The sequence below is a fragment of the Embleya sp. AB8 genome (genome assembly GCF_049739465.1).
Classification (GTDB): Bacteria; Actinomycetota; Actinomycetes; order Streptomycetales; family Streptomycetaceae; genus Embleya.
This window is the reverse complement of the sequence record NZ_JBMHHY010000011.1, coordinates 125,413-137,648: the sequence shown is the minus strand read 5'-3', so window position 1 is coordinate 137,648 and position 12,236 is coordinate 125,413. Positions and strand designations below refer to the sequence as shown.

At 72.4% G+C, this 12,236-nt stretch carries 11 protein-coding genes and 1 pseudogene; 11 read left to right on the top strand and 1 reads right to left on the bottom strand.

What is annotated here, in order from left to right; all coding sequences use genetic code 11:
* Positions 1 to 1,435 precede the first annotated feature (1,435 nt).
* The 11 genes and pseudogenes from ABIA38_RS17570 to ABIA38_RS17520 all read left to right on the top strand — a co-directional run bounded on the left by ABIA38_RS17570 (position 1,436) and on the right by ABIA38_RS17520 (position 10,087).
* Positions 1,436 to 1,702: a hypothetical protein gene (locus ABIA38_RS17570; RefSeq protein WP_424639600.1), complete on the top strand. Its 267-nt coding sequence runs from the start codon at positions 1,436 to 1,438 to the stop codon at positions 1,700 to 1,702.
* Positions 1,703 to 1,750: 48 nt separating this feature from the next.
* On the top strand, positions 1,751 to 2,179 hold the full coding sequence (locus ABIA38_RS17565) for a phage tail protein (protein ID WP_424639599.1): 429 nt from the start codon (positions 1,751 to 1,753) through the stop codon (positions 2,177 to 2,179).
* A 103-nt stretch (positions 2,180 to 2,282) separates the two neighbouring features.
* Positions 2,283 to 2,957: a LysM peptidoglycan-binding domain-containing protein gene (locus ABIA38_RS17560; RefSeq protein ID WP_424639752.1), complete on the top strand. Its 675-nt coding sequence runs from the start codon at positions 2,283 to 2,285 to the stop codon at positions 2,955 to 2,957.
* Positions 2,954 to 4,732, top strand: coding sequence for a VgrG-related protein (locus tag ABIA38_RS17555; RefSeq protein WP_424639598.1), 1,779 nt, complete (start codon positions 2,954 to 2,956; stop codon positions 4,730 to 4,732). Before ABIA38_RS17560 ends, ABIA38_RS17555 begins: the two co-directional genes overlap by 4 nt.
* A gap of 51 nt (positions 4,733 to 4,783) precedes the next feature.
* A complete protein-coding gene (locus ABIA38_RS17550; RefSeq protein ID WP_424639597.1) occupies positions 4,784 to 5,098 on the top strand; it encodes a PAAR domain-containing protein in 315 nt (104 codons plus the stop codon).
* The gene (locus ABIA38_RS17545) at positions 5,095 to 5,517 is read left to right on the top strand and encodes a GPW/gp25 family protein (RefSeq protein ID WP_424639596.1); all 423 of its coding nucleotides are present in this window, start codon (positions 5,095 to 5,097) and stop codon (positions 5,515 to 5,517) included. Before ABIA38_RS17550 ends, ABIA38_RS17545 begins: the two co-directional genes overlap by 4 nt.
* Positions 5,517 to 7,481, top strand: coding sequence for a putative baseplate assembly protein (locus ABIA38_RS17540; RefSeq protein ID WP_424639595.1), 1,965 nt, complete (start codon positions 5,517 to 5,519; stop codon positions 7,479 to 7,481). The genes ABIA38_RS17545 and ABIA38_RS17540 overlap by 1 nt, the downstream gene beginning before the upstream one ends.
* Positions 7,478 to 8,041, top strand: a complete 564-nt coding sequence (locus ABIA38_RS17535) for a phage tail protein (protein ID WP_424639594.1) — start codon at positions 7,478 to 7,480, stop codon at positions 8,039 to 8,041. The genes ABIA38_RS17540 and ABIA38_RS17535 overlap by 4 nt, the downstream gene beginning before the upstream one ends.
* A 2-nt stretch (positions 8,042 to 8,043) precedes the next feature.
* Positions 8,044 to 8,106: pseudogene (locus ABIA38_RS17530) on the top strand (zinc ribbon domain-containing protein); the annotation flags it as partial.
* 639 nt (positions 8,107 to 8,745) lie between these two features.
* Entirely contained in the window at positions 8,746 to 9,477 is a 732-nt protein-coding gene (locus tag ABIA38_RS17525) for a zinc ribbon domain-containing protein (RefSeq protein ID WP_424639751.1), read from the top strand.
* Positions 9,478 to 9,583: 106 nt separating this feature from the next.
* A complete protein-coding gene (locus tag ABIA38_RS17520) occupies positions 9,584 to 10,087 on the top strand; it encodes a carboxymuconolactone decarboxylase family protein (protein WP_424639593.1) in 504 nt (167 codons plus the stop codon).
* Between the two features lie 36 nt (positions 10,088 to 10,123).
* On the opposite strand, the gene ABIA38_RS17515 is transcribed toward ABIA38_RS17520, so the two are convergent.
* On the bottom strand, positions 10,124 to 12,217 hold the full coding sequence (locus ABIA38_RS17515; protein WP_424639592.1) for a SpoIIE family protein phosphatase: 2,094 nt from the start codon (positions 12,215 to 12,217) through the stop codon (positions 10,124 to 10,126).
* Between the last annotated feature and the right edge of the window lie 19 nt (positions 12,218 to 12,236).

Here is a 12,236-nt window from a genome sequence, read left to right as displayed (position 1 = left end):
GATGGTCCTGCGGCGATTGGCGGCTGTGCCGGCGCCGGCAGGCAACACCCCTGTGGCCGAGGCGGCAACGAGCCCTTCGGGGACTCCGGACGGTGGACCGGCCACACCCGGAAGCGCCGACAACAGGCATCGCGCGCCCCGCCCACCGGAGCGCGACACGGCGCAACGACCCGAGACGGTACGACCGGCCCTGGGCGAACCACTACGCGAACTGCCCGCTGATGCCTCGCCGTTGCATCCCACGGTGGCACCGATCGGTCCCGGTTCGAACGGGACCGTGATGCCCGTCGTGCAGCGCCAGGTGTCCCCCGAGGCCCCGTCGCCGATGCAGCATTCCCGTCAGTTGCCACCAAGACCGGAGGCAGTAGCATCGGGGCCGCCGCCGATGCCCGCCTCACCTGCCCACACGGACGGCCGGGGGGACGTACCCCGGCCCCGGCCCCGGATCCGCAAGGGAATCGGCGCTCCGCTCCCCGCACTTCCGGCCTCGGCCATCCCCGGGCCCACTCCGCTCCCGGGCACCGACCGCCCCGTCCAGGGCCCGGTGGCGGCGGAGCAAGCACGAGCTGCCGTACCGAAATCGGCACCGACCCAGGCGAGCGCGCCACCCCCGATGCCCGTCGTACGCGCAACCGCCACCCCGTCGTCCCCGACCGGCCGGCGCACCGCGTCGATCGGACCAACAGGCCCGGACGCGTCGGCCGGAGGCAACCTCACGGCTTCATCCGCCCCGCCACGACTCGCCACGGCGGTCGCCCGCCGGATCCCCTCGCCGCACCGATCCACCTCGCCGGTCGCCATCCAGCGCTCCCGGTCACTGCTGGCCGGCCGCCCCCTGAGCATCAACACCGGTTCAGGCGAAGGCTTTTCGGCCCCACTCCCGGCTCCCGATTCGGCCCGGCCCGTGGTACCGGTCGTGTGGCGGCGCGACGCCGACAGCGTACGTACCGCCGTCGAACCGACACCGGAGCCGCGACAAAACGACGAGGCCACGAAGGCAATTCCCAGCGCAGCCCCCCTGCGCCGAAGCCTGACGCCACGGACGCCCGCCATGCCATCGACCAAGAGCGCATCGGCCACCACCAGCCCCCAGCGCACGACAACCACCGGCCCGGCAACGCCACCTCGCCCGGTCCAACGCGCCACCAACACGGCCACGACCAAGATGAGTTCGCCGCGCCCCCGCACGCCGGCAGCCCACACCCCCGTCCCCGTCGTCCGCCCCCACCCACCAGCCTCCACACCCCCGGCGGCCCCCGCCGCCTCGATCCAACGCTCCCCCATGCCGATAGCCCGCGACGTCGCCCCGCCACTCGCGGCCGGCCCATCGGCACCCCCGATCACCGAGCCCCGACACCTACCGGTCCGCGTCACCCAACGCGCCCCCTCCCCCAACACCCCACCCCCACCGCCACCGCCAACCACCCCCACACCCGTGCAACGGCGAGCCGCCACCCTCGGCCCCACCAACACCCCGCCAACCCCATCCCCCGCCCAACCCCCGGCCGCGCCGGCCAAGCCCGCCCCGAACAGCACCAAGTCCGCCGCGCAACCCGCGACCCCCCACGCGCCGACCCCGCCCCCCGAACTCGACATCGAGGATCTGGCCAGGCGGCTGCTCGACCCGGTGAGTCGACTGCTGCGTGCCGATCTGCGCCGGGGCCGGGAGCGCGCCGGCCGCCCCTACGACGGCCGACGCTGACCGTGGGCCCGCAAGGAAAGCGAGCGGAAAGGCAATGGAGAGCAACGGATGACGACCACCAACATCTTCGCGACCAGCGTGTTCTTCAAGCTCGTCATCGGCGGCAACGACCTGGGGGCGTTCCATACCTGCTCGGGTCTGGGCGCCGAGGTGGAGCTGGAGCAGTACGCCGAGGGCGGCAACAACGGCTTCGCGTGGCAGTTGCCCGGCCGGATCACCTGGACCAACATCACGCTGACCCGACCGGTCACCGCCGACACGAGCAAGATCGCCCGCTGGCTCAACGAGATCATCCAGCGGGTGGAGCCCAAGGACGGCGAGATCGTCGCCCTGCGGCCGGATCTGGGTCGCATCATCGGCTGGCAGGTGCAGGGCATCGTGCCGGTCCGCTGGCAGGGGCCGTCCTTCGATCCGGCCAACTCGGAGGCGGCCGTCGAGACGTTGGAGATCGCCCACGCGGGCCTGCTCCCGTCCTGAGCGCCGGCGACATCCCGACCCACTCGACAACGAACACCCCGGAGGGAGGGAACCCGTGTCATCCGTCGCCCGTACCAGCCGGGCCCGCGCCCAGCTGACCATCATGGAGCCGCCGGCGTCGGTCGGTGCCCGGCCGGGCGGCCGGATCGCCCAGGTCACGTTGCAGTTCAATCCCGCCCGGCTGTCCCTGACCAAGAGCACCGAGTGGCGGCGCACCCCGTCCCGGATGGCCGAGCAGTCCGCGCTGCCGGAGTTCGTCGGCAGCGGGCCGCGTTCGTTGTCCCTGGAGGTGTTCCTGGACGGGACGGCCAACCACGACGATTCGGTGGAGAAGGCGGTGGAGCAGCTGATGTTGGCCTGTGTGCCGACGCCGAGCAGTCTGGCGGCCAAGCGGCCCGCGAGTCCGTGGGTGCGGTTCGACTGGGGTACGGCGAAGACCACGTCGTTCGACGGGGTGTTGTCCAATTTTGCGGTGTCGTACACGCTGTTCGACGTCGACGGCAAGCCGTTGCGGGCCACCTGCTCGTTGTCCATCGAGGAGGCCGGTGCCGAACCGGCCGGGCAGAATCCCACCTCGGGTTCGCGCGAGGCGCGCCGAACCCATCGGGTGGTGGCCGGGGACAGTCTGGCGCTGCTCGCCTGGCGTGAGTACGGCGATGCCACGTCGTGGCGCACGATCGCGGAGGCCAACGACATCGACGATCCGATGGTGCTCGCTCCGGGTACGGAACTGATCGTGCCCGCCGTGGGCGAGTCGGCGCGTGGGGAGGTCGGATGAGCGGCTACGACGGCGGGGGCCGGTCGTTCGCGGCCGATCCGATCGTGGAGGCGCCGGGCGAGTTGCCGCCCGCGTGGGTGGCGCAGTTGGTGGGTTGTGTGGTCGACGAGAGTGTCAATCTGCCGGACAGTGCGGTGTTGACCTACCGCGATCCGAATCACGAGTTGCTCACCGCGACCGGGATCGGCATCGGCACGCCGCTGAAGATCTCGGTGGTGACGGTACGCGGGCATACCCGCGAGCGGTTGTTCACCGGCGAGGTGACCGCCGTCGAGTTGGACACCGACACGACGGGTTCCTTCACCGTGTTGCGCGCGTATTCGAAGGCACATCGCCTGCAACGCGGGCGGCGGGTGGTGGCGTTCCGCAACATGCGGACGGCGGACATCGTGCGCAAGGTGGCCGCCGGGGCCGGGTTGACCTGCGGGCGGATCGAGGCACCCTCGATCACATACCGGCAGTTGACCCAGGCCAATGTCTCGGACTGGGAGTTTCTGCAGTACCTCGCGGGTGAGAGCGGCGCATTGGTGCGAGTGGACGACCAGGGACAGTTGGAGTTCGTCCCGGCCAAGCCCGCCGCGTCGGCGCCGCCGCCGTCCACGTCGGCCGATCGTAGTCCGGTGGTGTTGGAATACGGTCGTAATCTGCTGGCTCTGCGGGCCGTGTTGACCGGGGCGGACGCGGCGGGCACGGTCGAGGTGCGCGGCTGGAATGTCACCACCAAGTCCCCACTGGTGGCCCGGAGTCCGTCCGTGACGAGCAGGACGGTGGTGCCGGGGATGAGTCCGCAGGTGGTCGGGCGGGTGTTCGGCGCGGCCACCCGAAAGACGATCGCGGACACCCCGTACCGCACCCAGGCGGAGACCAGGGCGGTGGCGAGCGCGGCGGCGGCGTCGGTGAGTTCGGGCTTCGGGGAGATCGAGGCGGTCGCCGAGGGCAATCCCAAGTTGCGCGCCGGGGAGCCGGTGACGCTGGGCAATGTCGGTCCCGCGTTCTCCGGGCGCTACACGGCGACCGCGGCCCAGCATGTCCTGGAGCCGCACGGCGGCTACCGGACGACGGTCGTGGTCAGTGCGGCCTCGGATCGTTCGCTCGCGGGTCTCGCCGCCGGGGGCAATGCGCCGGCGCGTGGTCCGCGAATGCCGGGGCTGGCCATCGGCATCGTCACCGACGTGCGCGAGGAGGGCCGGTCGCAACGCGGTTGGGTGCGGCTGAAGTTCCCGTGGTTGGACGACACCTATGTCAGCGATTGGGTGCGTACCGTGCAGTGGGGTGGTCGCGGTGGTGGTGGGGTATTCGGTCCCGAAGTCAACGACGAGGTGCTGGTCGGGTTCGAACAGGGGCTGCTGGACTGCCCGTACGTGCTGGGCGGGTTGTACAACGGGGTCGATCAGCCCTCGCCGCACGATGTGCCGCTGATCGACAAGACCAGCGGGAAGGTCAACCGCCGTTCGTTGGTGTCGCGTTCGGGGCATCGGCTGGAACTGCTGGATACCGCGCGCGGTTTGTCCGGGGTGCGGCTGGCCAGTGGTGATCGGCGGTTGGAGGTGCGGTTGAACGAGCGGGCGAACCGGATCGAGTTGCGGGTGTACCAGGCGGCCGGTGCCGGTGTGGCGAGTTCCGTGACGTTGTCCCCCACCGGGATCACCCTCGACGCGGGCACCGGTGACGTGACCATCAAGGGCCGTTCGGTCAACGTCAGCGGGACGACGGACGTCACCGTCGACGGCGGCCTGCTCGGCGTGTTGAAGGCCCGGCTGATCCGGATCAACTGACCGGAGTGCCAAGGCAGTTGTCCCCTTCCATCGAGTCAAGGAGCAGCGACGATGCCTCCCGCAGCCCGTACCGGCGACGCCACCGAACACGGCGGCCTGCTGGGCACCCCGCCACCGGGTGCCGCGGTCGCCGTCGCCACCGTGTTGATCGGCGCCCGGCCGGCCGCGGTCACCGGAAGCCTGCATGTGTGCCCGGCGCACCCGGAGTTGGGGCCGGCCAACGTGGTGCTGCCGAGCCCGGGCGCGGTGGCGGCCGGCGTGGTGCTGATCGGCGGGCTGCCCGCGGCGCGGGTGGGCGACAACACCGCGTGTGGTGCGAAGGTCGTGCTCGGCGCGCCGAACGTGCTGATCGGGGGGCTGCTGTGAGTGGGCGCTTCATCGGGCGTGGTTGGGGGTTCCCGTTGCGGGTGGGTCCGACAGGTGGGATCGGCATGGTCGAGCGGGATCGGGAGATCGAGGAGGCGATCCGGCTGGTACTCGGCACCGCGCCGGGTGAGCGGCCGATGCGGCCGGAGTTCGGCTGCGGGATCCACGACTACGTCTTCGCGACGGGCGACGGGGCCACCGCCGGGCGGATCGCGCACGAGACGCGGGTCGCGCTGGAGCGCTGGGAGCCGCGGATCGAGGTGACCGATGTGCTGATCGCGCTGGACTCGATCGACGAGGGCACGCTCTACATCGACGTGCGCTACCTGGTGCGGGCCACCAACGATGTACGCAACCTGGTCTTCCCGTTCTATACGATCCCGTCCGCGGCGGGTTCCCGGGACGCAGGAGTGAGCTGATGGCACTGCCCTCGCCCAATCTCGACGACCGGCGCTTCCAACAACTCGTCGACGAGGCCAAGCGCTACGTCCAGCAGCGTGCGCCGGAGTGGACCGACCACAACGTGTCGGATCCGGGGGTCACCCTGATCGAGACGTTCGCGTACATGATCGACCAGCTGCTGTATCGGCTGAATCGGGTGCCGGAGAAGAACTACGCGGCGTTCCTGGACCTGCTCGGGATCACCCTGTTCCCGCCGGCCGCGGCGACCGCCGAGGTCGATTTCTGGTTGTCCGCACCGCAACCGGAGACGGTGTTCCTGGGCGCGGGCACCGAGGTGGCCACCGCCGGCAGCGAGACGCGCGAGGCGGTGGTGTTCTCGACCGTCGCGGATCTGCCGATCGTGCCCAGTGCGTTGGTCCGGCTGGTGACGGCGCCGATGTCGGGGGGTCAGAGCGATCGCACCGCGTTGCTCGCCGCCGGTACGGACATCCCGTGCTTCCAGGCTCGGCCGGTCCCCGGGGACGCGATGTTGTTCGGGCTGCCGACCGCCGTACCTCGGTGCATCGTCGCGGTGCGCCTGGACAGTCGGGTGGAGGGTGTGGGGGTGGATCCTCGGCAACCACCGCTGGTGTGGGAGGCGTGGGACGGGGCGCGGTGGTTGGACTGCGAGGTGGGCACGGACAGTACGGGTGGGCTGAACCGGCCCGGCGAGGTGATCGTGTTCGTGCCGGGCGGGCATACCGCGTCGGTGGTCGCCGGTACGCGGGCCGGGTGGTTGCGCTGTCGGGTGGTCGCGCCGGTGGCGGGGCAGCCGTTCTACGCCGAGTCGCCGACCATCCGCGAGGCGGAGGTGTTCACCGTCGGTGCCACCGCGACGGTCGAGCACGCCGAGGCGGTGTCGGATGTGCTGCTCGGTGTCTCCGAAGGGGTCGCCGGGCAGCGCTTCGTGGTGAGCCGGGCGCCGTTGTTGCTCGACGGTGAGCCGCCGGTGGTCGAGGAGTCGTCGGCGGAGGGGTGGCGGACCTGGACGGCAGTGGAGCACTTCGGCGCGTCCTCGCCGGTGGACCGGCATGTCCGCGTCGACGCCACCTCCGGCGAGTTCGCCTTCCCGCCGGCGGTCCGGGAGCCGGACGGGACGATGCGCAACTACGGCGCGGTACCGGCCAAGGGCGCGCATCTGCGCGTCCCGCGCTACCGCACCGGTGGCGGCACGGCCGGGAACGTCGCGCGCGGGACGATCCGGGTGTTGCGCAGTTCGGTGCCGTACGTGGCCGACGTGGACAACCGCGAGGCGGCGCACGGCGGGGTGGACGGCGAGACGGTGGACAACGCCAAGCTGCGGGCGCCGAATGTGCTGCGCGTACAGGAACGGGCGGTCACCGCCGAGGACTACGAGATCATCGCGCGCCAGGCCGCGCCGTCGGTACGGCGGGTGCGGTGCCTGCCGATGGTGGCCGGCGAAGGTGGCGCGGTCCGGGTCCTGGTGGTGCCGGACGCGGTGGCGGACGAGGGGGATCGGCTGCGCTTCGAGCAGTTGATCCCCTCCGATCGAGTCCTGGCCGCGATCGCCGAGCGGCTGGACGAGCGCCGCCTGGTGGGCACCCGGCTGGTCGTGGAACCACCGGCGTATCAGGGCGTCACGGTGGTCGCCCGGCTGGTCGCGACGACGGCCGGCGAGGTGGACCGGGTGCGCGAGGACGCGCTCGACGCGCTGTACCGCCGGGTGAATCCGCTGCGCGGTGGGGTCGACGGCACGGGGTGGCCGTTCGGGCGGCCCGTGCAGTACGGGGAGGTGTTCGCCGTATTGCAGGCGGTGGTGGGCGCCGGACTGGTCGAGGAGGTGCGGTTGTTCCCGGCGGATCCGATCACCGGGCGGCGCGGCGCACCGGTCGAGCGGATCGAGGTGGCGCGCAACGCGCTGGTGTTCTCCTACCGGCACCAGGTGGTGGTCACCGCGCGCGACGGGGACGGTGCCGGATGAGCCGGGCCGCCGTACCGGGGCTTGCCACCCGCCACCCGATCGGCGAACTGCTGCCCGCGCTGTACGCGGACGACGACCTGGCCCAGCGGTTCACCGCAGGTCTCGACACCGTCCTTGCCCCGGTGTTCGCCACGCTGGACAACCTGCCGGCCTACTTCGACCCGGCGCTCGCCCCGGTGGACTTCCTGCCCTGGTTGTCGTCCTGGGTGGGGATCGAGTTCGCCGCCGGGTGGCCCGACGAGCTGCGCCGGGTCGTGCTGGCCCGGGCGATCGACCTGCACCGGCGCCGCGGCACACGACGTGGGCTGATCGAGCGTCTGTGGTTGTGCTGTGGCGTACACGCCGACATCGCCGACGGAGGCGGTGCGACGTGGTCGGCCGCGCCGAACACCGAGCTGCCGGCCGCGCCGTCCGGCGAACTGTACGTCCGGGTCTGGCCGGTGCGCACGCCGGACGTGGACGAGGAACGGGTGCTCGACGTGGTCCGGTCCTCGTGTCCGGTCCACCTCACCTGCCGGGTCGAGATCCTGCCCGGACCGCCCGACGAGAGAGGGGGGTGACCATGCGCTCGTGTCCGGCGTGCGGGGCCGCGAACGCGGAGGACGACGACTTCTGCGGGAACTGCGGGTCGTATCTGGGCTGGTCGCAGGAGGCAGCTGGTGGGGCGCCGGCGCCGAGAGGCGGCGAGGCTGGGGGGCCGGCGGGACGGACGCCCCCGGCCCCGGCGACGCCCCCGGCCCCGGCGACGCCTCCTCCTCCGACGACGCCGGCGACCGGGGGCGCGGCGGACGGTGCGAGCGGGGCGGGCGGTGGGCGCGGGGCCGGCGCGGCGGGCGGTGCGGGCGCGGCCGGCGGCGCGGGCCCGACCGGCGCGGCAGGCGGTACGGGAACTGCCGGCGGTACGGGCCCGGTTGGCGGCGCGGGCCCAGCAAGTGGCGCAGGCGCAGCAGGCGCGTCAGGCAGTACGGGCCCGGCCGGCCCGGCAGGCGGTGCGGGCGCGGCGCCGGCTCGGCCGGTGGCCCCGCCGCCGGAGCCCGCCCGGGAGGCGGCGACTCGGCAGGCGGAACCGGTGCGGTCGGAGCACCCGGCACTGCCGCCGTCGGCACCGCCACCGGTACCGCCGCCCGTACCCCCGATGCCCCCGCGCACGCCGCAGGCACCGGCACCACCACCGCCACCGCCGACCCCCCAAGTACCCCCACCCGCCCCGGAGATCGCCCCCGTGATGCCGGTCCGACCCGCGAGACCGGTGGCGCCGCGGCCCGTGGTGCGACCGGTCGAGGTGAACAACCCGCAGGACGGCCCGCCGTGTCCCGTGTGTGGCACCCCGAACCGGCCGGAGCGCCAGTTCTGTCGCCGCTGTGCGGCCCGGCTGCGGCCGGCCGCATCGGTGGCGCCGCTGCCGTGGTGGCGGACCATCTGGCCGTTTCGCCGTCGGGTGCGTGTCGGGTCCGGTCGGTGGCCGGCGCGGATCGTCGCGGTGCTGGTCGTACTGGCCCTGGTGCTCGCGGCGTTCCTGCTCGTCCCGGTGGCCCGCTCGTTGTTCGAGGACACGAAGGACAAACTCGGGAGCGCGAACCAGGTGACCCCGGCGAACGTCACCGCCAGTGCCGAGGCCCCCGGACATCCGGCGGCTGCGGCGACCGACGGCCTGACCAACGTGTACTGGGGTGCGCCCGCCATCGGGGATTCGCTGATCTGCACATTCGCCACCCCGTTTCGTCTGGTGGGGGTCGTCGTACACACCGGCGTCTCGACCGAGCCGCAGGAGTTCAACCGCGGCGCCCGTCCCACCCTGGCCGATCTGCAGATCACCTCGTCGACCGGCCGGGTGGACACCCGAACCTTGACCTTCGCCGACAAACCGGGCCCACAAACCTTCCGGATGGGTATCAGTGACGTGCTCTCGGTCCGGCTGATCATCCGCGCGGCGGCCGGTCCGGTCGGGGAACAGCCCATCGCGCTCGGCGAGATCGAGTTCTTCAAACGCACCTGAGGGCCGCCGCCGGGACTCCGCCGGGACGCCCCCGGCGGCCACCCGCCCGGACCGCCGGTGATGATAGGACGTGCGCGCAGAGCGCGCGCACGACGAGGGAGTTCACGTGACACAGGCGGCGGCAGTGGCGGCGACCGGCAAACGCGTCTACATCGACAAGCAAAGCCCCGACGCGTACAAGGCGTTGCTCGCGACCGGCGAGGCCGTTCGGGAGGTGGCCGCCGATGCGGGTCTGGAGCGGGCGCTGGTCGAGTTGATCGACATCCGGGTGTCCCAGCTCAACGGCTGCGCGTTCTGCCTGGACCTGCACACTCGGGCCGCCCTGCACGCGGGCGAGACGGCGCAGCGGCTGGGCGTGTTGCCCGCGTGGCGGGACACCGAGTTGTTCACCGCCCGGGAGCGGTCGGCGCTCGCGCTGGCCGAGGCCACCACACATCCGGCGGATGCGGGTGCGCAGGAGCGCGCGTACGCGGGGGCGCGGGCGGTGTTGTCGGAGGCCGAGATTTCGGCGGTGATCTGGGTGGCGATCGCGATGAATGCCTTCAATCGGGTGTCCATCCTGAGCAAGCACCCCGTGCGGCACGTCGTCGCCGCGAGGCCTTCGACCTGATCCGCGGGTGCGGATCACCCGGTGCGGGCGGCACGGTTACCCCAGGTCCCAGGCGTCCGGGTCCGGGGAGGTCTCCTGTTCGGCCCAGATCGTCTTGCCGCTGTGTTCGTACCGGCTTCCCCAGCGTCGGGTGAGTTGGGCGACCAGGAACAGGCCCCGGCCGCCTTCGTCGGTGGTGCGGGCGCGGCGTAGCCGGGGTTGGGTGTTGCCGGGGTCGGAGACCTCGCAGATCAGCACGTCCGGGCCGCGGATCAGGCGCACCGTGACGGGGCCGTGTTCGCCGTAGCGGATGGCGTTGGTGACCAGTTCGCTGACGATGAGTTCGGTGGTGAACACGAGGTGTTCCAGGCCCCAGGCGGCGAGTTGCCCGCTGCTGAGTTCGCGGGCGTGGGCCACGTGTGCCGGGTCGGCGGGCAACTCCCAGCGCACGCTGTCCTGCTCGGGCAGTGGGCGGACCCGGGCCAGGAGGAGTGTGGTGTCGTCGTCGCGCGGTCCGGTCGTGGCGGTGTCGAGCAGTTCGCGGCCGATCTTGTCCAGGTCGCGGTGTGCGGTGTCGGTCTGTTCGAGGCGGGCGAGGAGGTGTCGCAGGCCGGCTTCGAGGTCGTGGTCGGGTCCGGCGACCAGGCCGTCGCTGTAGAGGAGCAGGACGCTGCCGGGCGCGAGGTCGACCTCGGCGATCTCGAAGGGCATGCCGCCGACCCCGAGGGGTGGTCCGGCCTCCAGTTCGACGAACCGGGCGTGTCCGTCGGGTCCGACCACGGCGGGCGGCGGGTGCCCGGCGGAGGCCATTCGGCAGCGGCCGGTGACCGGGTCGTATTCGGCGTACAGGCAGGTCGCGCCGATCGCGGCGGCGGTGCCGCCGGAGCGGTTGGGGAAACGTTGGACCAGGTCGTCCACGTGGGTCAGCAGTTCGTCCGGCGGCAGGTCCATGTCGGCGAGGGCTTGGACGGCGGTGCGCAGTCGGCCCATCGTCGCGCTGGCCTGGAGGCCGTGGCCGGTGACGTCGCCGACGACGAAGGCCAGGCGGAGCGAGGACAGCGGGATCAGGTCGTACCAGTCGCCGCCGATGCCGGCCGAGGAGGCCGTCGGCAGGTAGGCCGCGAAGGTCTCGGCGGCGGGTTCGTCGTTGCCGGCCTCGGGGAGCAGGCTGTGTTGCAGGGCGAGTGCGACCTTACGTTCGCGGGTGTAGCGGCGGGCGTTGTCCACGCTCAGTGCGGCGCGCGAGACGATCTCCTCGACCAGGCGGGCGTCGTTCTCGTCGAAGGGGTCGGGCCGCTCGGTGCGCCACAGTTGCACGCTGCCGAGTACGTGGCCGCGCGCGAACAGCGGTACGGCCAGCAGGCTGTGCGCGTTTTCCGGCACGGTGGCGTCGGCGGGGAGCGGGTCGAGGTGGGGGATCAGCAGGGTGGCGCCGGTCTCCATGGCCCGGACCGAGGGGAGGTCGGGTGGGACGGGCGGCCGTTCGCCGACCTGGATCAGTGCCTCGGGCCAGGCGTCGCCGGTGTGGGCGACTCCGGCGCGGATGTCGGGGGTGTAGCCGGTGGCGGGGTCGGTCGCGGGTTCGTCGCCGGCCAGGACCGCCTCGGCGAGGTGTACGGCGACCAGGTCGGCCAGTCGTGGGGCGAGCAGGTCGGCGAGTTGTTGTGCGGTCTCGGCGACGTCGAGGGAGGCGCCGATGGTCTCGGCGGCTTCGCGGACGACCTCGAAGCGGGATTCGGCGCGGACCAGTTCGGTGGTGTCGGTCACGGTGACGAGCAGGCCGAGGGCGGGTCCGGTGCGGGGTTCGACGCGCAGGATGCCGAGGGTGAGGTGTAGCAGGGTGCCGTCGGCGGCGCGGGCGGGGACCAGGGGCCATCTGCGCAGTGGGGGTTGCGTCGGGGACAGTGCGCGGCCGAGGGCGGGCACCAGGTGGTCGAGGCCGAGGCCGGTGAAGACGGCGGCCAGGTCGTCGCCTCGGTCGATCGGGGTGCGCGGGAAGTGTTCGGCGGTCGCGTTGGTGGCGATGACCCGCAGGTCGGGGTCCACGGCCGCGAGCAGTACCGCCTCCTGGTGGAAGACGGCGTGTGCGAGTGGCCCCGTCCACTCCGCGGGCAGCTCGAAGGCGGGGGCACCGGGACCGTCTTCCGCCACGCTTGGATCCTTCCGGGAC